The sequence below is a fragment of the Myroides sp. ZB35 genome (assembly GCF_001865835.1).
GTDB classification, from domain to species: Bacteria; Bacteroidota; Bacteroidia; order Flavobacteriales; family Flavobacteriaceae; genus Flavobacterium; species Flavobacterium odoratimimum.
The window spans coordinates 474,400-497,535 of sequence record NZ_CP017769.1 but is presented as its reverse complement, the minus strand read 5'-3'; the positions used below and the strand labels follow the sequence as shown (position 1 = coordinate 497,535).

General features: G+C 36.3%; 16 protein-coding genes and 7 tRNA genes. 15 read left to right on the top strand and 8 right to left on the bottom strand.

The annotated features are described in order from the left end of the window. Positions 1-138 precede the first annotated feature (138 nt). Complete coding sequence (locus BK054_RS02255) at positions 139-3,339, top strand: TonB-dependent receptor (RefSeq protein WP_006266969.1); 3,201 nt, start codon at positions 139-141, stop codon at positions 3,337-3,339. 147 nt (positions 3,340-3,486) lie between these two features. Continuing rightward, the gene (locus BK054_RS02250; RefSeq protein WP_006260357.1) at positions 3,487-4,956 is read left to right on the top strand and encodes an SLC13 family permease; all 1,470 of its coding nucleotides are present in this window, start codon (positions 3,487-3,489) and stop codon (positions 4,954-4,956) included. Between the two features lie 79 nt (positions 4,957-5,035). Here BK054_RS02250 and BK054_RS02245 read toward each other — a convergent pair whose 3' ends face one another. The 5 genes from BK054_RS02245 to BK054_RS02225 all read right to left on the bottom strand — a co-directional run bounded on the left by BK054_RS02245 (position 5,036) and on the right by BK054_RS02225 (position 11,660). Next, the gene (locus tag BK054_RS02245; RefSeq protein WP_006266970.1) at positions 5,036-5,782 is read right to left on the bottom strand and encodes a glycerophosphodiester phosphodiesterase; all 747 of its coding nucleotides are present in this window, start codon (positions 5,780-5,782) and stop codon (positions 5,036-5,038) included. Positions 5,783-5,980: 198 nt separating this feature from the next. Continuing rightward, complete coding sequence (rimO, locus tag BK054_RS02240) at positions 5,981-7,294, bottom strand: 30S ribosomal protein S12 methylthiotransferase RimO (protein WP_006264477.1); 1,314 nt, start codon at positions 7,292-7,294, stop codon at positions 5,981-5,983. A gap of 806 nt (positions 7,295-8,100) precedes the next feature. Beyond that, the gene (locus BK054_RS02235; protein WP_006266971.1) at positions 8,101-8,952 is read right to left on the bottom strand and encodes a membrane protein; all 852 of its coding nucleotides are present in this window, start codon (positions 8,950-8,952) and stop codon (positions 8,101-8,103) included. Positions 8,953-9,061: 109 nt separating this feature from the next. Further along, positions 9,062-10,597, bottom strand: a complete 1,536-nt coding sequence (locus tag BK054_RS02230) for an OmpP1/FadL family transporter (RefSeq protein ID WP_071306890.1) — start codon at positions 10,595-10,597, stop codon at positions 9,062-9,064. Between the two features lie 25 nt (positions 10,598-10,622). Then, positions 10,623-11,660, bottom strand: a complete 1,038-nt coding sequence (locus tag BK054_RS02225) for a hypothetical protein (protein WP_006260352.1) — start codon at positions 11,658-11,660, stop codon at positions 10,623-10,625. A gap of 103 nt (positions 11,661-11,763) precedes the next feature. Here BK054_RS02225 and proS point away from each other — a divergent pair, with 103 nt between their 5' ends. The 11 genes from proS (at position 11,764) to BK054_RS02170 (ending at position 18,632) form a co-directional block, all read left to right on the top strand. Continuing rightward, positions 11,764-13,239 carry a proline--tRNA ligase gene (gene proS, locus BK054_RS02220; protein WP_006266973.1) on the top strand — a complete coding sequence of 492 codons (1,476 nt, stop codon included), beginning with the start codon at positions 11,764-11,766 and terminating at the stop codon, positions 13,237-13,239. Between the two features lie 75 nt (positions 13,240-13,314). Further along, positions 13,315-13,386: transfer RNA gene (locus BK054_RS02215), tRNA-Glu, on the top strand. 38 nt (positions 13,387-13,424) lie between these two features. After that, a tRNA-Glu gene (locus tag BK054_RS02210) sits at positions 13,425-13,496 on the top strand. A 38-nt stretch (positions 13,497-13,534) separates the two neighbouring features. Further along, positions 13,535-13,606, top strand: a tRNA-Glu gene (locus tag BK054_RS02205). A gap of 38 nt (positions 13,607-13,644) precedes the next feature. Next, positions 13,645-13,716, top strand: a tRNA-Glu gene (locus BK054_RS02200). A gap of 37 nt (positions 13,717-13,753) precedes the next feature. Beyond that, positions 13,754-13,825, top strand: a tRNA-Glu gene (locus tag BK054_RS02195). 40 nt (positions 13,826-13,865) lie between these two features. Further along, a tRNA-Glu gene (locus tag BK054_RS02190) sits at positions 13,866-13,937 on the top strand. A gap of 40 nt (positions 13,938-13,977) precedes the next feature. Continuing rightward, entirely contained in the window at positions 13,978-14,229 is a 252-nt protein-coding gene (gene rpsT, locus BK054_RS02185) for a 30S ribosomal protein S20 (RefSeq protein WP_006260350.1), read from the top strand. 137 nt (positions 14,230-14,366) lie between these two features. Further along, positions 14,367-16,166, top strand: coding sequence for a translational GTPase TypA (typA, locus tag BK054_RS02180; protein WP_006260349.1), 1,800 nt, complete (start codon positions 14,367-14,369; stop codon positions 16,164-16,166). Positions 16,167-16,535: 369 nt separating this feature from the next. Then, a complete protein-coding gene (locus BK054_RS02175; protein WP_006266974.1) occupies positions 16,536-17,846 on the top strand; it encodes a dihydrolipoamide acetyltransferase family protein in 1,311 nt (436 codons plus the stop codon). Between the two features lie 84 nt (positions 17,847-17,930). Continuing rightward, positions 17,931-18,632 (top strand): diphthine--ammonia ligase, encoded by a 702-nt coding sequence (locus BK054_RS02170; protein ID WP_006266975.1) that lies wholly within the window; start codon positions 17,931-17,933, stop codon positions 18,630-18,632. 92 nt (positions 18,633-18,724) lie between these two features. Here the strand turns inward: BK054_RS02170 and BK054_RS02165 are convergent, their stop codons facing one another. The 3 genes from BK054_RS02165 to BK054_RS02155 form a co-directional block, all read right to left on the bottom strand. After that, on the bottom strand, positions 18,725-19,246 hold the full coding sequence (locus BK054_RS02165; RefSeq protein WP_006262040.1) for a DUF2004 domain-containing protein: 522 nt from the start codon (positions 19,244-19,246) through the stop codon (positions 18,725-18,727). A 161-nt stretch (positions 19,247-19,407) separates the two neighbouring features. Beyond that, positions 19,408-19,929, bottom strand: coding sequence for a hypothetical protein (locus BK054_RS02160; protein WP_006266976.1), 522 nt, complete (start codon positions 19,927-19,929; stop codon positions 19,408-19,410). Positions 19,930-19,998: 69 nt separating this feature from the next. Further along, a complete protein-coding gene (locus BK054_RS02155; RefSeq protein WP_006266978.1) occupies positions 19,999-21,033 on the bottom strand; it encodes a helix-turn-helix transcriptional regulator in 1,035 nt (344 codons plus the stop codon). A gap of 705 nt (positions 21,034-21,738) precedes the next feature. Between BK054_RS02155 and BK054_RS02150 the strand changes: the two genes are divergently transcribed. Together BK054_RS02150 and BK054_RS18250 are read left to right on the top strand one after the other, a co-directional pair. Next, positions 21,739-22,833 (top strand): slipin family protein, encoded by a 1,095-nt coding sequence (locus BK054_RS02150; protein ID WP_006266980.1) that lies wholly within the window; start codon positions 21,739-21,741, stop codon positions 22,831-22,833. Positions 22,834-22,865: 32 nt separating this feature from the next. After that, positions 22,866-22,985 (top strand) — tRNA-OTHER (locus BK054_RS18250). Positions 22,986-23,136: the final 151 nt, after the last annotated feature.

The window sequence follows — 23,136 nt, the reverse complement described above, 5'->3', positions numbered from 1 at the left end:
ATGATTATGAGTTAACACTTTCATAATAACTCTTTGAATTCTTGAATTTAAAAATGACAATTTCTTTACGCACTAAACATCTAGAGATAATAATGGAGGGATAGATTTGACTTCATTAATCAACTAGTAGTAACGTAAATGAAAAAAAAATTACAATTAGCAGGTTTGGTATGTGCGACTTTATTTAGTGCACAAGTTTTTGCTCAAACCACACAAGCTTCTATCCAAGGGATCGTATTACAGGATAATGCGATCCAACAGGGAAAAGAAGTTATGATTAGAAATACATCTACAGGATTTACCACACGTACTAAGACGAATGCTAATGGGGAGTTCGTCTTTAAAGAAATTCCATTAGGGGGGCCTTATATCGTTGTTACACAAGATGAGACTGGTGGAGAAGTTAAGAAAACGGGGTACTACGTAAACCAAGGGGATAATGTATTCGTAGATATTGTTATTGGATTAGATGATCAGCATTTAGAAGAAATCGTTATTGATGGAAAGAGCTTAAAGAATCAGAAGGAGTCTTTGGGGGCAGCGACTACTTTTACAGCGAGCTCTATAAAGAATTTACCTATTAACGGACGTAATTTTGCTAACCTAACGGATCTATCACCTTTATCGAATGGAGGATCTATAGGAGGACAACTAGGTTCTTCTATTAATTTTACGATAGATGGAACTACTGCTAAGAATCCTACATCAGGAGGGGCGACTACTAGTAGAAGTGGTGCTCCATATTCTGTGTCTATGGAGGCGGTACGCGAGTTTCAGGTAGTGACGAATCAGTATGATGTGACATTAGGGCGAAGTGGAGGCGGAACCGTAAGTGCAGTAACTAAATCTGGAACCAATGAGTTCTCAGCCTCTATGTTCTCTTATATGCGTGCAGATTGGTTATCTAGCCCGTACGATATCAACGGAAATAAGAAAGGGGATAGAGATTACTCTACTTATCAATATGGATTATCCTTAAGTGGTCCGATTATTAAGGATAAACTACACTATTTTGTAGCATGGGATCACCAGTTAGACACTCGATCACTAGTGATTGCAGATATTAATGGACCGGCAGATGAAGACAGATACGGTATTACTAACCAGACTTTAGACAAGTTCGTAGGTATTGCTCGTGATAAATATGGTGTGTCTAATAATCCTCAGTACGGAACATTTGACAAGAGAAGAAACTCTGATGCAGCCTTCTTGCGTTTAGATTGGCAGATTAACGAGAATAACTTATTAACGGTTAGAAATAACCTTACGTATGACTATAATCCACTAGGATTAGGGGATAACACACAGATTAATCTATACGAATCTTATGGTACAGATAAGAGTGTTGACAACAGTTTATTAGCTACATTAAGAACGAATATCAGCCCTAAGCTGACTAATGAGTTAAAGGTACAGTATCTATATACATTCCAGGATAGTCATCAGAGTGCAGAGTTACCAGGATGGTATATACCACGTGCTATTGTGGAGAACGTAACTTCTAATGTTGGAGGTGGTGTGCGTTCAGCTAATATACAGTTGGGAGGACACCGTTTCGCACAAGAGAAGTTCACCAACAATGTTTTTCAGGTTGTAAATAATTTATACTATAACACAGATAAAGTAAACTATACTTTCGGTGTTGACGTGATGCAGACTAACTCTAAGTCAGTATATGGTAGTGAAGTGAATGGACGTTTCCATTTTAATAATGATCCTGCTCTAGGATATTCGTCTATGGATAGCTTTGAGAATCTAAGACCTTATAGATATTATAGAGAAGTACCTTTAGTAGATGATCTTACTGTCGATGGCAATATATTAAATGCGGGTATCTATGGACAAATGAAGACTTCTTTATATCCTGGTTTAGATATGACTTTAGGGCTTCGTTTAGATTATGCGAAGTATCCGACAGCTAAGTTTAACCAGTTAGTATATGATGAGCTAGGACTAAGAACAGACAATAACTTTAAGTCTTTGATTGTACAGCCACGTATTCAGTTTGATTGGAATATCAATGAGAACAATACAGACTATATCCGTCTAGGTGGAGGTATCTTTGGTTCGGATGTGAATAACTATGCATTGATTAACAACCTTACTTTTGATGGTAGTAAGTTAGCTACTGTAGATGTAATGGGAGCTGATGTACCTACTCCAGACTTTGAAGCTTATAGAAAAGATAAAAACGCAATACCTTCTTTGACTCAACATCAGTTAAGCACAATCAATTTCACAGGAAAAGACGCAAAAGTACCGATGGTGTATAAGGCTAACTTATCGTATACACACTTCTTCAGCAGTAGATTTAAGGTTAGTGTGACAGGGTATATGAACTTAGCTCGTAATAACTACTTCTATAAAGATAGAAATATGGTGGATAAACCATTCTTTACTTTAGACAATGAAGGAGGAAGAGGAGTATTCGTCCCTGCAGAAACTATTTTAGCGAACGGTGCTTCTGATTGGAAACAAGGTAGAAAATCAAACCAATTAGGTCGTGTATTAGAGTTAGTAAGTGAAGGAAAAGTAAATAACTATGCTTTAGTATTTGACACGAACTATAACTATTATAGAGATGGACAGATAGCAGTGAGTTATACTTGGAACTCTACTAAGGACAATACTTCTTATAATGGAAACGTAGCTAACTCGGCTACACTAGGACTACCAGTAGCAGATGATCCTAGAGATTTAAGCAAGATGAGTTATTCTGATAATCACTTTAGACATAAATTAGTAGTGTATGGTAATGCACCTAGTTTCTACGGAGTGAATGTAGGAGTGAGATTCTCAGGTATTGGAGGAACGAGATATAGCTTATTATCAGGGGGTAATACGAATGGAGATTTTGTTAGTGGTAATAATGACTTAGCATATGTATTTGACATCAATGATCCTAAGACTCCACAGCATATTAAGGATGGATTACAAGCGATTATGGATAATCCAGAAGTAAGTAGTAGTCTTAAAAATTATATCCAAGATAGCTATGGTAAAATAGCAGAGAGAAACGGAGGAAAGAATAGTTTCTATGGTGTATTTGACTTGCGTATAGCGAAGACTTTCCATGTTAAAGGGAAACACAAGTTTGAGTTATCAGCAGATGTATTTAACGTAGCGAACTTATTGAATAAAGATTGGGGAGTGAATAAATCTATGAGAACGCAGTCTCTATATGCTTTAGGTGTACCTAAGAAAGGAGAGACAGCTGCTTTACCAGGTTTTGATCAAGCTACACAACAATTTAATTATAGAGTAAATACAAAAGGGACTCCTGTCAATAGAGGAAACCCATACCAAATACAAATAGGGTTAAAATATAGTTTTAATTAATGCTTTCATAGTTAATAGATTATCAGGTTAATGCACTAATTCTTAAAAGTGGGACTCGTCAGAGTTCCACTTTTGTTTTTATTATACAATGGTAAAAGTGGCTTGATGTACTAATTTGTTGTAATTTTAAAGGTTAAATACAAGAATATGGAATTTGATTACTTTGACAAGATTAGGAAGATTAGAACGGGTATCCGATTCTACAGTGAGCTTCTAATAGAGGCTTCGTGGAATATGTGGAATATCAAAACGAGGGTAGGTATTTTCTTCTTTTCTTTAGTCGCTGCACTGTTAGGTACTTATTTTTTAGCTCCAGATGTTTTTAGTGAAGCTCAGAAATACACCATGTTTATTTTAATATTCTCTATATTACTCTGGGCGACAGAAGCCATTCCTCCCTTTGCGGTAGGGATTATGATTATAGGTTTTCTCGTCTATACCATGGGGAATATACAGGGAGCCACGATTTCGCCCCAGGAGATATCAGATACCTGGTCAGACAGTGTGATCTGGATATTCTTAGGAGGTTTCTTCTTGAGTGAAGGAATGCGGAAGACCAATCTTGACTTGTCGTTGTTTAAGAAGACCATTTCTATTTTTGGCTCTAATCCTAATATGCTAGTATTAGGTATTATCATTGTTACTTCAGTTCTATCCTTGATTATCTCGAATACAGCGACTGCAGCTATGGTATTAGCTTCGGTAATGCCCTTGATAGATAGAGAGGGGAAAGACTCTAATATGTCTAAGGCTATCTTAGTCAGTATTCCAGCTGCTGCTACCTTTGCAGGGATGATGAGTATGGTATCTACACCTCCTAACTTAATCGTAGTGAACGTATTGAAATCTAAAGGATTCGATGTTACGTTCTCTCAGTGGTTGTTATTAGGGTTCTTACCAGCGGTGGTTTTATTAGGGACATTCTGGTATGCTGTAGTGCGCAAGTATACTTCTAAGGTAAAAGGATTAGATGTTTCGTTTGCAAACAAAGCCTTAGAAATGACGAATAGTATGCGCTTACAGCGTCTAGCCGTTATTATCATCTTAGGAGTGACAGTATTGATGTGGATGTTAGGAAGTAGATTACATATACCTACAGCAGGAGCCGCGATGGTGCCTATTATGTTCTTGCCGATGTTGGGGATTATCACAGCAGAGGACGTGCGCAGATTGCCTTGGGATACCTTGATGTTAGTAGCGGGAGGACTGTCTCTAGGGATGGCTATTAAAGAGCTACTAGCACCATATTACTCTCAGTTCTTAGCAGGGATGGAGTTTAATATGATCGTGATGATGATTATTTTCGCAGTAGTGACAGTGTTGTTTTCTAATATTATGAGTAGTACTGCTACAGCTACTATTGTGATTAATATTGCGGCTATTGTACTACCTACAGATCAGTTATTACCGGTAGGGTTAGTAGTAGGACTTTGTTCTTCGTGTGGATTATTCTTACCAGTATCTACACCGCCTAACGCCATTGTCTTTGGTACAGGGATGTTGAAGCAAAAGGACTTCGTACTCGGTGGATTATTTGGAGCGATATTAGGTACTACGATTATCATCTTATGGGTGTTATTCTTACAGTATTTCACAGGTTTCTTTGAAGCAATATAAAGTATAAATAACGAATAAAATAAAAGGCATATTCACACTGAATACGCCTTTCTGCTTAAAATAACCTAACCAAAATGTATTATATTCTCTCTGGGAAGTTGGTGATGATACCGTCTACTTTTAAGTCTTTTAGACGTTGGATATCTTTCTCTTCATTCGCAGTATATGGATATATTTTTAACTTAGCTTGTTTGATTTTACTCACGTTTTTCTCATTCAATGTTTTGAAGTAAGGATTGATCGCTACAGCCTTGATCTTATGTGCAAATTCGATAGCATCAGCTGGCTCTTTAGAAGTCAGTACAGCGATGTCTAAATTAGGATCTAGAGCAGCTATTTTTTCTAATTCATCCCATTTAAAACTAGAGATGATAAAGTCTGCATTCGTCCATCCTTTTTGTTTGAACTGTTGGATGATAGCGTATGTACCTTCTGCGGTATTCGCTCCTTTTAGTTCTATATTTAATACCGCTTTCCTATTGATAGCAGAAATAATATCTTCTAGGGTAGGCATTTTATATTTACCATCTACTAGTAGCGCTTGTAGTTCTGCTTGAGTATATTGTTCGATATTTCCTTTACCGTTCGTTAGTCGTTCTAAGGTATCATCATGATGTACCATTAGAGCGCCATCTTTTACTTTGAACACATCTATTTCGATCGCATCAGATTTCATCTCTACAGCTTTCAGAACAGATTCTACTGTGTTCTCCGTTACGTGTCCCATAGCACCTCTATGTGCGATACGCAATACTTTATTATCTTGTGCAAATGCAAATGAACTCATAGCTAAACATAAAACTAATAGTCTCTTTTGAAATCTCATGGTATCTGTTTTAATTGATTAGGACAAAGATGAATGTTTTATGTATTGTCAACTTTACCTTAATATTATTGTTGTGTAAACAAACTAAAATAAAACTCTTGATAGGAGTGTAGCCAGAGACTATATGATTAAATAATTTTTTAGATTCTAAAAGAAAGGTACAAAAAAAGCTGTTCAGTGAAGAACAGCTTTTAAATATTATTTTACTGGTGTACCGAATAAGTCAAACTCATAAGCACTATCGATGTGGATATCTGCATATTCACCTATTTTCAGATAGTGTTTAGTAGCGTCTATTCTTACCTCGTTATCTACGTCTGGGCTATCGAACTCAGTACGTCCGATGAACTCAGTACCTTCTTTTCTATCAATGATACAACGGAATGTCTGTCCTATCTTCTCTTGGTTTAGATCAAAAGAGATTTGTGCTTGGATTTCCATGATTTCATTAGCACGAGCTTGTTTTACCTCTTCAGGTACATCGTCTTCTAATTTATAGGCATGTGTATTCTCTTCATGAGAGTAAGTAAAACATCCTAAGCGTTCAAACTTCATTTCTTGTACCCAATCTTTCATGATTTGGAAGTCCTCTTCTGTTTCTCCTGGGTATCCTACGATTAATGTTGTACGAATAGCCATACCTGGTACAGCTTCTCTAAACTCTTTTAATAGCTTAGTTGTCTTCGCTTGTGTAGTACCACGGCGCATAGACTTTAAGATATTGTCAGAGATATGTTGTAGAGGAATGTCTAAGTAGTTACAGATCTTAGGTTCTCTCTTCATTAGTTCTAATACATCCATAGGGAATCCTGTAGGAAATGCATAGTGAAGACGGATCCATTCGATACCTTCTACTTTCGCTAAGTTCTCTAATAGCTCTGCTAAGTTTCTCTTTTTGTATAAATCTAATCCGTAGTAAGTCAAATCTTGAGCGATCAAGATTAACTCTTTTACTCCGTTTTTAGCTAATCCCTCAGCTTCTTTTACTAATTTCTCGATAGGTTGAGATACGTGTGCTCCTCTCATTAAAGGGATAGCACAGAAGCTACAAGGACGGTCACATCCTTCAGCGATTTTAAGGTAAGCGTAGTTTTTAGGAGTAGTCGTCAGACGCTCTCCTAATAATTCGTGTTTATAGTCAGCTCCTAATGCTTTTAATAACAAAGGTAAATCTGTCGTACCGAAGTATTGATCTACATTAGGGATTTCAGCTTCTAAATCAGGTCTGTATCGCTCAGATAAACATCCAGTAACGAAGACCTTGTCAACAATACCTTCCTCTTTTTTCTCTACGTATTCTAAGATTGTGTTTACTGATTCCGCTTTTGCGTTATTAATAAAACCACAAGTGTTGATCACCACAATATTAGCTTCATCATTAGCAGCCTCATGTGTTACCTCTTTTCCACTTGCTTTTAATTGTCCCATTAACACTTCACTATCGTAAACGTTTTTTGAACAACCTAAAGTAATTACGTTGATTTTATTCTTTTTTAAAGTTTTGGTTCTCATTGATTTAAAAAAATTGGACTGCAAAATTACATTTTTTTTAGCTACAAACTAAGCGCTTTAGTATAATTATGTGAATCTAGTAGTCTAATTATAAGCATTCTGTTTTAGAACCTTGATTTTATGAGGGATATAAATCAATCTGTGTTTGAGATAAGATTTGATTGTACAGCGCCATCGTTGCTTTTCTATTTTAGATGTTTACAAAACACCTAAAGATTTTGAAGAGTCCTGTTTCTTAAGAATAATATTTACCTCTTCAACAGTGCGGCAACACCTCTTCAAGGTTCCTTCAAGAAAAGTGCTTTAAACTAGAGCAATCTTGGGGAAATGTTGAAGAAGTGTTGAAGGAATAGGTATGAAGGCTTGTGTTTAGTAGGATAATGAGGTGTTAAGGTTGAATGGTAATAAAAGGGTGTTTTTTGGTAATGATTTGATATTTAGGTTTTTAATGTTATTTGTTCTCGATATGAGTATAAAAAAGATATAATTTTTTATAAGAAAAGGATAGTGATAGTAGGGGAAAAACTGGTTTTGAGTAAAAAAAGGAGTGAAATGAAGGGGATAAATTACTATAAAACGATTTTTAAGGGGCGAAATGGATAAATAAATAGAAGTAAAATAGAAAATGAAGAAGAATAGGTTTAGCATTCGTTTTGAACTATATCACGAGATAGAGTAGGGGTTCTAAATGAATAAATAGTGCTGAGGTTCTATTTATACGCTATGTACTGTAAATAATGAGAATAAAAAAGAGGCTATCAAATAAATGATAACCTCTTGGTATATTGTTTGTTTATATGTCTTTATTATAATCTAAAGATACCACCGAATACAATGATTGTTTCTCCGAACCAGAAGTTGTGCATAGCTCTATCTGATTTGCTAGCTGTAGTACGTACATCATACATATCGATGTATCCACCTTTTAACTCTGCTTGAACGAAGAAGTGTTTAAAGAAAGTCACGTTAAGACCTGCTTTAGCTGATAGACCAAATCCAGAAACGTGGAATTCGTCATATCTTTCTTTACCTAATAAAGTAGTATTTGTTTTTGGGAATACAATACCAGCTCCAACACCTTCAGTTAAGTTGATCTGAACTTTATCTGTGTTCCATACTCCAAAAAGTTTAGAGATGTCATCCACACGGTTTAACTCTACGTTGATATAGTTTAATCCGTCTGTGTGTTCGAACATTAAGAAATCTTCAGTTAGGTTTACTTGGTTAGGATGTCCAGGAATAGTTTCTCCATAAGAACCTTGACCAGGGTAGTATCCTAAGATACCTACTGTTTGGTTTTGATCCATTACATATTTCATGTGATCAACTCCTAAAGAGATATTATATTTATCAGTAATAAAATAACCCACTCTTAAGTTCGTTTGTGGAATAGTCATACGAGTAGGGTTGATGTAGTCGATATGCCACCCTTTAGGTTTGTCAGACGCCTCTACATTCTGTAAGATGAAGTCATAGTCATCACCTCTAAAACGAATGTCAGAATTACTGAAAGTACCGCGGTTACCTCCCCAGTAAATGTAGAATTTACCTTTGTTAGAATCTGTATAACGCAGAGGAGTAGTTACACCTTCTTGAGCAAAACTTGTAGCAGTAGCAAGCAAGCATATTGCAGCGAAAAGTTTAAAAATATACTTCATTATTTGCTTATTATTATTTTTATAAAAATCGAACTGCAAAGGTATAATAAAAAAATCTCTTTATCAGTTTATCCGATAAAGAGATTAAGTACTTAAACTTCTAATCTAATTAGAAATTAATGTTGTATGTCAAACTTACAAAGTTATCTGTCGTTTTAATATTAGCAGCCTGATAAGGGTTTGCACCTGTAGTATCAACTAGGTACGTATTATAAGACTGTGAAGTTCTAGAGTAAGATAAGTCTAAACGAGAACTACCGAAAGTATATCCGATACCTGCAGAGTATCCATTTAGATCTCCATACATTTTATAATCCTTCTTATAAGGACTCTGTTCGAAGCGATATCCTGCTCTTAAGCTTACTTGTTTGATAATGTATTCCCCTCCGATACGTACTTCACTTGCTCCTGTCATCATGGTATTGATTCCTTGGTTTAAGCCGTAGTAAGTATCATTACCTGTAGGTCTGAACTCGTTATTGCTATAATCTTTGAATGTATAGTCAACACTGATCAGTCCTTTATCTTTAAAGATATAAGCTAAACTCCCTGTGTATTTAGAAGGGGTTCTCAGTCTATAACGATCGAATACATTCACTACTCTAGGATCTACTACAGCATTATTCTCACCTACACGAGATGTAGAAAGCTCTTGGATTAATTCATCCTTTAGAGAGTACCAAGTAGGTGACTCGTATGCCAGACCTGCTCTTAAAGATTCCGTAATCTGTCCAATAGCTCCTATATTAAATGAGAATCCTGTCCCATAAGTATAGACTTCATTAAAGTAACTCATTGACTGAATAGATCCTTTTCCTCCTGGTGTAGCGATAGTCTCCTGAGCAAGGCTGCTCTGAGTGTAATCTACTACGTGAATATTCAGGTTTGCTCCTACGTAGAATCGTTGCCCAAGTTGTGCCGCAAAGTTAGCTGCAAACTTGTTTGTGAACCCGCTGTTGCTAAATGTTCTAGCTTGGTTATACTGACTATTTTGATTATAGTTCGCTGTATATGTCCCGTCTTGTGTACCTTTATTGATTAACCATGCTTCGTGTGCTAAGTAGGTTTGTTGTCCTACGAACCCTCCATTATGACCAGCATACATATAAGCTTGCTCTGCAGAGTTAGCTTGTGGTTGTGCGATACCATGGGGTACTTTAGCTCCATTAGCCATGTTTAGGAAATAGTCTCCTAAACTATTGTGTGTATTCGTTCCTCTGAATAAGATGTCGTTTCTTAGATTCTTAGTGCTCTCATAGTTAAGTCCTATCGTGAACTTTTTCATCGTAGCGTTGTCATTGTAGTTGTTAAAAACAAATACTGCTCCCATCTGACCTAAGTCTAGACCATCATAGTTTTTTGACGTATTATTACCATAGTAGTTAGCTTTATTGTTTCTAGCTAAATAAGATAAACTGAAAGCTGCTGTATTATAATTAAATATAGCTCCCCCTGCCGGGTTAATATTCGTGGCAGATAAATCTCCCCCTACTGCACCAAAAGCTCCACTCATTCCTCTAAAACGAGCTGTACCATTTAGATCTGATTGATTATATCTCATGACATCTGTAGGTGCAGTTTCTTGAGCATAGGCTGCTGCGGATAGTAAGATAGAACTTACTAATGTATAAAAATACTTGTTCATTTTTTCTGTCTTGTTTACTTATATATTATCTACTGTAACTACTGCGTGAACTACCTCCACCGCTAGAAGAGCTTCTAGATCCTCCACTGTAACTACTTCCACTACTGCGCGAGTATGAAGAAGAAGGGGTAGAGTAGCTGCTACGTGAATAAGAACTTCTGGAGTTATTATTATAGTTGCTATTGCTATTATTAGAAGAGTTATTGTTATAACGAGCGTTGTTATATGAACTAGTACCGTAAGAAGATCTTGAGTAAGAACTTCTAGAGTTGTTGTTATAACCTGAGTTGCTGTTTCCTCTATTATTCGTTTGGTAGCTTGATCTGCTATAACTCGATCTACTGCTATTAGAGTAGTTACTATTACTTCTTCCAGAGTAGCTACTTCTTGTATAGGCAGAGTTGCTATTCCCTCTATATCCGTTGTTAGAGTTGTATGATGATCTAGTGTAGCTAGATCTTCCTCCTGTAGGATAAGCTACATTATTATAGTAGTAATTAGGTCTGTGTGAGTAGTATCCTCCATAATAAGGATAGCCATAATAGCCACCCCATGGACGACCATAGTATCCACCGCCCCAGCCCCAACCGAAGCTCATACCAAATCCACCACCCCAATAGTATGGGCTATAGAAAGGATCGTAATAACCACCCCAATAACTGCCATAGTATGGATAACCATAGCCACCATATCCATAGTAAGGGTATCCGTAACTATTATTATAGTAATTAATACTTACACTGCTAGGCTCAGTACCCCAAGAGCCGTAAGATACAGCTTGTTTCGGTTTGTGTTGAATAACACTGTCATTGACTGGTGAAGTATATTGATTTACATCAGTGAAATATTCAAACTCGTCACTTTTTGACTTGAAATACTCCGCATAGTAATTAGCGTCAGGATTTTGATTGTTGCGATATTGTTGAGTATTCTCACCTTGACTATATATACCATCGTGATAAGAGGTATTATAATACGAACCACAAGAAACAGTTAATCCTCCTATAAGCAAAAACATACCTAATTTGCTTAATAATCTAGAAGTTTGGATAATTGTTTTCATTTCGTTGTTTTTTTAATTGTCGGTCAAAACAAATTTAGTTAGTTTTGTGGAATTATTATAGTTAATTAAGAGTTAAACAATTTTAACTGCTAATATATTAAAAATGAGCAAGAATATTACTAAAAGAAGTGAGGACTACTCTAAATGGTACAATGAATTAGTTGTCAAAGCAGATTTGGCAGAGAATTCAGGTGTACGTGGATGTATGGTTATCAAGCCTTACGGGTATGCTATCTGGGAGAAGATGCAAGCAGAGTTAGACAAGAAATTTAAAGAAACTGGTCACCAAAATGCTTATTTCCCCTTGTTTATCCCCAAATCTTATTTTAGTAAGGAGGCAAGTCACGTAGATGGGTTTGCTAAGGAGTGTGCAGTTGTAACTCATTACCGATTAAAAACAGGAGAAGACGGAAAAACGATAGAAGTAGATCCAGATGCTAAGTTAGAGGAGGAGTTAATCGTACGTCCTACATCAGAAACAATTATTTGGGATACATATAGAAAGTGGATTGAGTCATACCGTGACTTACCAATCTTAGTGAATCAATGGGCGAACGTAGTTCGTTGGGAAATGAGAACTCGTCTATTCTTAAGAACAGCTGAGTTTTTATGGCAAGAAGGTCATACTGCGCATGCTACTGAGAAAGAAGCTGTGGCAGAGGCAGAACAAATGTTAGAAGTATATGCAGACTTTGCAGAGAACTTTATGGCCATTCCGGTTGTAAAAGGATTCAAAACAGAGAATGAGCGTTTCGCAGGAGCTATTGAGACTTACTGTATTGAGGCACTAATGCAAGATGGTAAAGCATTACAAGCGGGTACATCACATTTCTTAGGACAAAACTTTGCTAAGGCATTTGATGTTAAGTTTACTTCACAAGAAGGGAAACAAGAGCACGTATGGGCTACATCTTGGGGTGTGAGTACTCGTCTGATGGGAGCATTAATCATGACTCACTCTGATGACAATGGTCTAGTATTGCCACCAAACTTAGCACCTATACAAGTAGTTATCGTACCTATTCATAAAACTGACGAGCAGTTAGAAGCTATTCGTGAGGAAGTGAAAAAGATTACAGATAGATTTAAGAAATTAAATATTTCTTTCAAATTTGATGATCGTACAGCTTATAAGCCAGGATGGAAATTTGCTGAGTACGAACTAAAAGGAGTGCCTGTGCGTGTAGCTGTAGGACCTAAAGATCTAGAAAATGGAACTTTCGAAGTTGCACGTCGTGATACGCTTACGAAAGAGGTGGTGTCTAAGGAGGGTATCGTAGAATATATCCAAGATCTATTAGAGACTATCCAAAGTAACTTATATAAGAAAGCTTACGATTATAGAGCTGAGCATATCACTGAGGTGAATTCTTTTGAAGAATTTAAAGAAGTGCTAGAAGGTAAGGGAGGATTTATTTCTGCACACTGGGATGGTACTGGTGAGACAGAAGAAAAGATCAAAGACCTTACAAAAGCTACAATTCGCTGTATTCCAATTGATAGAAAAGAGGAAGAGGGAATATGTGTGCTAACAGGCAAGCCTTCTAAGGGTAGAGTATTATTTGCAAAAGCATATTAATTTCAATTTTTTTTGTTTTTCTCTTGCGGGATAAAAAATTTATTGTAGTTTTGCATCCGCATTAGAGAAACAAATGGTCCGTTCGTCTAGGGGTTAGGACGCCAGGTTTTCATCCTGGTAACAGGGGTTCGATTCCCCTACGGACTACAGAGTTCTCTTTAAAGAGGATTTATCTAATGCAAATTGGTCCGTTCGTCTAGGGGTTAGGACGCCAGGTTTTCATCCTGGTAACAGGGGTTCGATTCCCCTACGGACTACAAAAGTTCTTTGACTAAAAAATATATAAATAATTATTGGTCCGTTCGTCTAGGGGTTAGGACGCCAGGTTTTCATCCTGGTAACAGGGGTTCGATTCCCCTACGGACTACAGATTCTCTTTTTGAGAGTTTATAGATTATAATTATTGGTCCGTTCGTCTAGGGGTTAGGACGCCAGGTTTTCATCCTGGTAACAGGGGTTCGATTCCCCTACGGACTACAGATCTTCTTTAGGAGATTTATATATTACAATTATTGGTCCGTTCGTCTAGGGGTTAGGACGCCAGGTTTTCATCCTGGTAACAGGGGTTCGATTCCCCTACGGACTACAGATTCTCTTTTTGAGAATTTTATTTATTACAATTAATTGGTCCGTTCGTCTAGGGGTTAGGACGCCAGGTTTTCATCCTGGTAACAGGGGTTCGATTCCCCTACGGACTACAAGAGAAAAATAGTATAGACTTAATAAAATATTTAAGAAATGGCAAATCATAAGTCAGCTTTAAAAAGAATTAGAAGTAACGAAAAGAAAAGAGTATTAAACAGATATCAGCACAAAACAACTCGTAATGCTATCAAAGCTTTACGTTTGATCGAAGATCAAAAAGATGCTGCTGCTAAATTACCTGTAGTTGTTTCTATGATTGATAAATTAGCTAAGAAAAATATCATTCATGACAACAAAGCTTCTAACTTGAAATCAAAATTAACAAAACACGTTGCTGCTTTATAGTATTATAGAGACAACGATTTGGTTTGTAAGTAAAAAATATCAAGCTCTCAATACTGAGAGCTTTTTTTGTTGATACTATTCATTTTTAAATGAATATATTTGCAGCGAGAAAGAAATTCTAATTTTAAAATCCCTATATGACACCAATTAGGAATATTGCTATTATAGCACACGTTGACCACGGTAAAACTACTATGGTTGATAAAATTTTACACCACTGTCAATTATTTCGTGAGAATGAAACATCAGGAGAGTTGATTTTAGACAACGAAGATATCGAAAGAGAAAGAGGTATTACTATTACTTCTAAGAACGTTTCGGTAAGCTATAAAGGAACAAAAATTAACATTATCGATACTCCAGGTCACGCGGATTTCGGAGGAGAGGTAGAACGTGTTTTAAATATGGCTGATGGTGTTCTTTTGATTGTAGATGCTTTTGAGGGACCAATGCCTCAAACTCGTTTCGTACTTCAAAAAGCGATTAGTTTAGGTTTAAAACCATGTGTGGTTGTTAACAAAGTAGACAAAGAAAACTGTACTCCAGAGGAAGTACACGAGAAAGTGTTTGACTTAATGTTTGAACTTGGAGCAGAAGAATGGCAGATGGATTTCCCAGCTGTATATGGTTCTGCTAAAAACAACTGGATGTCTGATGATTGGAAAAAACCAACAGACTCTTTCGAACCATTATTAGATATGGTTTTAGAGCATATTCCAGCTGCTAAAATGAATGAAGGTACTCCTCAGATGTTAATCACATCTTTAGATTACTCTACATTTACAGGACGTATTGCTATTGGTCGTTTACATAGAGGTATTTTAAAAGAGGGAATGAATGTTTCTTTAATTAAGAGAGATGGTAAAACTGTTAAATCTAAAATTAAAGAGGTTCATACTTTTGAAGGATTAGGACGTAAAAAAGTATCTGAAGTACATGCAGGTGATATCTGTGCTGTAGTAGGTATCGAAGGATTTGAAATCGGTGACGTAATCGCTGACTTCGAAAACCCAGAAGCATTACCAACTATCACTATCGATGAGCCAACAATGAGTATGTTATTTACTATTAATGACTCTCCATTCTTCGGTAAAGAAGGTAAATACGTTACATCTAGACACATCAAAGATCGTTTAGCTAAAGAGTTAGAGAAAAACTTAGCTCTACGTGTAAACGAAACGGATAGTGCTGATAAATTTATGGTATTCGGACGTGGTGTATTGCACTTATCTGTATTGATCGAGACAATGCGTCGTGAAGGATACGAATTACAAATCGGACAACCACAAGTAATCATCAAAGAAGTTGATGGTGTTAAATGTGAGCCGATAGAAGAATTAACTATTGATATTCCTGAGAACTTATCTGGACGTGCTGTAGAATATGTTACTTTGAAAAAAGGTGAGATGTTAAGTATGGAGCCTAAAGGTGATCGTATGATTATTAAATTCTTAATCCCTTCTAGAGGTATTATCGGTTTAAGAAATCAGTTATTAACCGCTACTGCTGGTGAGGCTATTATGTCACACCGTTTCTTAGAATACCAACCATACAAAGGAGAAATCGCTGGACGTAACAATGGTTCATTAATTTCTATGGAGAATGGTAAGGCTATTCCTTATTCTATCGATAAGTTACAAGACCGTGGTAAATTCTTCGTTGATCCTAACGAGGATATCTATGAAGGACAGGTAATCGGTGAGAATACACGTAGTGATGATATGACTGTTAACGTTACTAAAACGAAAAAACTATCTAACGTACGTTCTTCAGGTGCTGATGATAAAGCTAGAATTGTTCCAGCTATCAAATTCTCATTAGAGGAAGCATTAGAGTACATCCAAAAAGATGAATACGTTGAGGTGACTCCTAAGTCATTACGTTTAAGAAAAATCTTCTTAAAAGAGACAGATCGTAAACGTAATACTATCAAATAATAAAAAATATTATTTTTAGAGATAAGAAAAACCGACCAGTGATGGTCGGTTTTTTTGTTTTATACAGTTTTAATAGTTAAGAAAGTTTTTGGTGCTTTGTTTTTTTGTATATTTCAGCAACTATCCTTATGAGAAGAGCTTTTTTGACTTAATTCGACATTTTTATTTAAAAAAATGAATTGCGTAGTTTGGAATAAAATTCAAAAGAAAATATGTAAAAATGGATTATTTAAATAGATGTAATGAGAGAAATAAGGATAGAGAAGTATAGTTTTTGATAGAATGATAATTTTATAAATGGCTGTAAAAAGTCTGAAATATTATTAAATTTGTAATTTGTATAAGAAAACACAACCTTAGGTTATAAATATGGCAAAGTTCGAATTGAAATTACCCAAAATGGGAGAGAGTGTTGCAGAGGCAACAATTACAAACTGGTTGAAGAATGTAGGGGATCATATTGACGCTGATGAAACAGTATTAGAAATTGCTACAGACAAAGTTGATAGTGAGGTTCCATCAGAGGTTGAAGGAACTTTAGTAGAGATTTTATTCCAAGTAGATGATGTTGTTCAAGTAGGACAAACAATCGCAATCATAGAAACAGAAGGTGATGTTCCTGCATCAGCTCCAGCAGCAAGCAGTGCACCTGCAGAGGCAAAAGCTGTAGCGGAGACTGTAGCAGTAGCACAAGATACAGTAGCTACGCCTGTTGATTTTTCAGACTCTGATAAGTTCTTTTCTCCATTAGTTAAAAATATAGCTAAAGAAGAAGGGGTATCTGTAGCTGAATTAGAAGCGATAGCGGGTACTGGTAAAGATGGAAGAGTAACTAAGAATGATATCTTAGATTATATTAAAAATAGAGGAAACCAACCTCAAGCTGCAGCTGTAAAAGTAGAAGCGCCAAAGGCTACTCCTGCTCCAGCGGCTCAAACTGCTTCTAAAGCAGCTCCAGTATCTGTAAACGGTGCTGACGAAATCGTAGAGATGGACCGTATGCGTAAGCTGATCTCAGGATATATGGTGAAGTCTGTACAGACTTCTGCTCACGTACAGTCATTCATCGAAGTAGATGTGACGAATATTGTGAACTGGAGAAATAAAGTGAAGAATTCATTCGAGAAGAGAGAAGGAGAGAAACTTACGTTCACACCTATCTTTATGGAGGCTGTAGCGAAGGCATTAAAAGACTTCCCTGGAATGAATATCTCTGTAGAAGGTGATTATATCATTAAGAAGAAAAATATTAACTTAGGTATGGCTGCTGCATTACCAAACGGAAACTTAATTGTACCAGTAATTAAAAATGCTGATCAATTAAACTTAGTAGGTATGGCTAAAGCGGTTAATGACTTAGGTAATCGTGCTAAAGCTGGTAAGTTAAAACCAGACGATACTCAAGGTAGTACATATACAGTAACTAACGTTGGTACTTTTGGAAGTGTATTCGGTACGCCAATTATCAACCAACCTGAGGTAGGTATCCTTGCATTAGGAGCTATCCGTAAAGTACCTGCTGTTATCGAAACTCCAGAAGGAGACTTTATCGGTATCCGTCAGAAGATGTTCTTATCTCACAGCTATGACCATAGAGTAGTAGATGGAGCGTTAGGAGGACAGTTCGTACAAAGAGTGGCTCAAATATTAGAGGCATTCGATCCTAATAGAGAGATTTAATTCTTGATAAAATAAATATAGAACGGTTTCACAGTAGTGAGACCGTTTTTTTATATCTTGTTTTGATCAAAAAACAACAAAATAATGAAGAATGCTTTTTTAAACTGGAGTAGTGGGAAGGATGCAGCTTATGCCTTATATCAGATACAACAAAGTAATGAGTTAGAAGTAGTGCGTCTAATGACAACTGTCAATGAACATTTCGGGCGGGTATCTATGCATGGGATAAGAGAAGAAGTATTAAAACGACAAGCAGAATGTATAGGAATCTCTTTAGATATAGTACACCTTCATGAAAAGCTCTCTCTACAAGAGTATGAAGCTATTATAATGACTCAATTGGAAGAGTACAGGCGATTGGGTATATTGGATAGTATTTATGGAGATATTCTCTTAGAAGACTTAAAAACGTTTAGAGAGGCACAGCTAGCAAGGTTAGGAATCACAGGCGTATTTCCACTGTGGAATAGAGATACAACAGCATTAATTCACGAAATGGTAGACTGTGGTTTGAAAACAATTGTCGTTTGTGTCAATGAGCAATATCTCGACAAAAGCTTTGTTGGACGTACGATAGATAAGCAGTTTATAGAAGATTTGCCTGATGGAGTTGATCCTTGTGGAGAGAATGGCGAGTTTCATACCTTTGTCTATGACGGGCCAATGTTTAAAAAGCCTGTTCCTTTTGAAGTAGGTGAGATGGTCTATAAGACCTATGATGCCCCTAAACAATGTCATCAAAAGGAAATATTACACTATGGCTTTTGGTTTTTAGATATTTTGTAACTCTGTTTATTCTTGTATGGTAGAGATGAGGCTTCTAAGCTTCTATTGAATTTAGTAAATAGTGGTATTTATTAGAGCATTAATATAAGGATTTAACTTTCCCAATTAATATCTATCAAATGACCCTGTAAGTCTGTTCTTATCCCAATTACGGCATCTGCGTATTCTTTACCAATACTGTAGTCAAATACTAAATAATACTTCTTGTTTAGCTCATCTACTGGATACAACCAAATATGAACTAGTTTGAGTTTTTGATATAAGATAGTATTGTCTTCTTTGGATAGGTTATTTATCCCCAATGACGCTAGCTCTTCTCTCTGTAATTCTTCTAAATGAAAGGTGATGTATTCTTGTACAAGACTTGTGTCAGAATTATAATCTTGTTGTAGATATTCTTTGTTTCTATTGTTAAATGTAGGGATAGCTTCTATAAAATCTTCTTCATTGAGTTGAATCCTATTAAAGTCAATATTGATGTTTATTGTATCTTGTTGGACTACTATTCTTTTAAAATAAGAATGATCAGGAGAGGTGTTATTATGATGTATAAATAAGAAAATACCTAATATTGAACCTATAATAATTATAAACAATAATATTCTTTTGGTCATAGGAAGTGCTTTCTTTTTTGAGAATACAAAGTTACATGATTTTATGTGAGTGATTCATAATCATTTGCGATTATTATTTTTTGAAATGAATTAGTATTAAAGTAAAAAGCCTAGATAATATGAATTACCTAAGCTCTCAGTATATTTTAATAAGAGAATTATTATATAAAGAATTCTCCTGTATCACTCATTCCCATAGGAAGAGCTGTTCTGTCTATCCATTCTTCTGTTTGTAAGCAAGGGGTAGGTTGAGTGTGTAGTTTAAGTTCAAATCCTTCTCTTGCTTTCTGTACAATCTGCTCTTCTATATTAGAAGAGTTAGTTGCAAAGAACTCTTTGGTTTCTTCAGCAATATGCAGTAATACAATTTGTGTTTTGTTATCAATAGTGTGAATATCCAATACTTTAAAGTAAGCACCTGACTGTATCATTACTAATCCATATTCTTCCATCTGAGGTACAAGAGCCGCTACATCTTTAGCATGAGCAGAGGCGATAAGGTAACGCAAGTTCGTAGTAAGTCCGCCTCCTTTATAAGTAGCATCTGTGAAACCGCGTTCTTGTATAATCTGCCCAATATGGTATTTATCGATTAACTCTTGACTTAGTTCACAGTCGCGATAGAATAGGGCTAACCCTGCAAAAGTCATATTGAATATTTCTTCTATTTGTTGTTTGTCCATTAGGTATGGGGTTTGGTATATTGTAAAATAAAAAACGAAGGTACTTATTTTAAGAAGTACAACATAGCTTTATATTTCTTCTTTCTCATTTGTTGGTACATACTGCTCGTTCATTTTCATCACTCGCTTCATTATTCGTTTTTGTAGTATTTTAGGTGCGATTACTTTCAACGTTTCACCGAAGCCGAGTATTTCTCTTTCGAGTTCGAAGTTGAGTACTACATCTATACGTATCTTCATACCTGTCTCATCTTCCTCTAACACTTGCTGAGAATGGTGTAGGGGTTTAGTCTTTACGTAAGGAACATTATAGGCATTCACCCAGAGGATTACCTTCTGTGCGCGGTCCTGCTCCGTTTTAGTTACCCCAAGGGTATCGTTATAATATCGGTCAAAGTCTACACCTTCATATTCTTTATAAGGTTCGTTTGCTAAGGCATATACGTTGATGATACGGTCAAGTGCTAAGGTAAGTAAATGCTTATGAGTACTACTGCGCACGACTACAAACCATCTGTTTCGATACTCTTTTAATAAGTAAGGATAGTAGATATTCTTCGTGGCTTCTTTGGACTTGAAGGATTTGTATTCTATCAGTAAGGTTTGTTTGTTCTTAATCGCATCGTATAGCGGACTGATAAACTTGATTCCTTTAAGCAAGTGGTTGCCCTCCATCTGTATATAGTTGGGCGCTTTAGTACTGCGGGTAAGCAGGCTGTTGTCTAACTTGGCGATTACCTCACTCATCTCATCTACCTGACTGAATCCGTTGAGGTGCTTTAGGATGGCCACTACCTCCTTGAGCTTCTCCATATCTGCATAGTTGATTGGAGAGTTCTTGATGCTGTAGTTAGCATCTTCATAGGTATAGTATTTTCTATCTACTACGATGATAGGAGCGTTATAGCCCAGTCCCTCACTGCGCATCGCTTGTATATCGAGCTGTATAGTACGCTTGCTAATGCCTGTGTCTATGCCCTCGTATTCGTATAACGCATCAGCTACCTTCTCAATGAGGTCGTTCAGTGTCCATTTTCTGAATCTGTTTCGTAGACATTCATCGATAATTCGGTAGCGCAATAATGCTAATTTATTCGTTGCCATTACTTTTTAGCGTTTTATTCACTTCAAATATACATATTCTTTTCTTTATGTACGCATTATAATTGCGTAGTATTCTTTTTTGTAAAATATTTTAAGTTATAATTGATTGATATATAGTGGGTAATAAAATGTTTTGTATTTTTTTATATGTGCGCAATTTGATTGCGTAGGTAGGTGTGCATCTTTGTACTGTTCGAAAGATACAAACCTTGGAAGCGTTTCAGTATAGCGCAGAAGTGAGGGACAGTAGTTTACCTTATCCTGTTTGTAATCAGAAGAACAACTAATATGGGATTAGTAAAATGTTCATGTCGTAGGTTCGAATCCTACTATTACCTCAGGGTAATATAGATTAGCGGTTAGATCAGAACAATTGCCTTTTAAGCAATTTTGGAGAAGAAGAGGAACTTCATTAAAAATCCTCTCCATATAAAAAAGGTTCAGTCAAATAGTGTTTCTGTCTTTTCTTCATACAGTCTTAGACTAAGAGAATAAAAGACAACTTATCAAAGCCTGTAAAAACAAGCTATGCTGTAGAAGAGGGATAAGGGATGATATAGGGTGGATGACTTGCTCAGTGAGGCATTCAGGACTATACACAAGCTATTCTATTGTACAGTTTACTTCTTTTTCCGCCTGAGATAAGTGAAGGCTATTTAGACTGTTCTTTATGATAAAGACGTAAAATATTAAAAATATACAGCTATGAAAAAGTTACAAGTAAAAACAAATCACGTTGCCTTAGTGTTTAAACAAGGAGAATTACAGAGAGTATATACTGCTGGTGAATACTGGTTATGGGGTGAGAAAGAGGTGATGGAATACAATATGTCTGAGTACTTCGGTATGCGTAGAGATATAGAAGCTCTGTTATTAAATACAGAGTTAAGAGGAATGTTAGAGGTGATCGACGTGATGGATAATGAAGTGGTATTGGTGTATAAAAACAAAGTGTTTAATGTAGTATTAGGTGCTGGTAGACATATCTATTGGAAGGCTGCGACTGAGTACTCTTTTGAGCGGTATACTATAGATGGATTAGAAGTGGACAAGACTATCGCTCGTAATATCATGGGGAAAGGCAATATGTCAAACTTCGTGAGAATGTACACGGTAGGGGCTAATGAGAAAGGATTGTTATTCGTGGATGGGCAGTTCCAAGAGATCTTGAATGCTGGTGAATACAGATATTGGAAAAACGATATCAAGGTACAAATCATCCTTGTCGATATACGTCAGCAAGTGATGGATATGAATGGGCAAGAGATATTGACGAAAGACAAAGTACAGTTGCGTATCAACTTCAACTTGGTGTACCAAGTTAAAGATTTGTTGAGAGCTTATGTGGATAACAAAGAGGTGGAAAAACAAATGTATAATGTGGTGCAATTGATGTTGAGAGAGAAAGTTGGTAGAATGTCTTTTGACGAGTTGATGGAGAACAAAGAGAACTTGTCTTCTGATATCTTAAACGGGGTGAAAGAAGAGATAGCATCTTTAGGTATCGAAGTGAAGAACTGTGGTATCAAAGATATCATCTTACCAGGGGATATCAGAGAGATCATGAATCAGGTGTTGATTGCTGAGAAAAAAGCTCAGGCAAATATGATCACGCGTAGAGAAGAGACAGCTGCTACACGTAGCTTGTTGAACACAGCGAAGTTGATGGAAGAGAACGAAATGCTAATGCGATTAAAAGAGATGGAGTACATCGAGAAGATCGCTGATAAAGTAGGAGAAATCAGCTTGTCTGGTGGCGGTAATGTCTTGAAACAATTGAAAGAGGTGTTTTTAAGATAGTTTACGGTTGACTGTTAACAGTGGATGGTAAAGAGGTAGTAGTTTAATTAGGTAAAACGTGGAGTATAGTAATTATGCAATTACCAAAAGGTCAAGTGTGATTTACTCCACTGAGGGACTCCAAGATGCAGGTTCGATTCCTGTCTGTTTCACAATAATAATCAAGGTCAAGTGGGTTTTACTTCTTTACACTTTTGGATAGCTAATAAGCCCACCCTTACCTGATTTAACAAAAGAATGATAGGTTAGAGCGACCTAATAAAAGCTCAAAATAAAGATTAGTAATTGAGGTCAAGTAGGTTT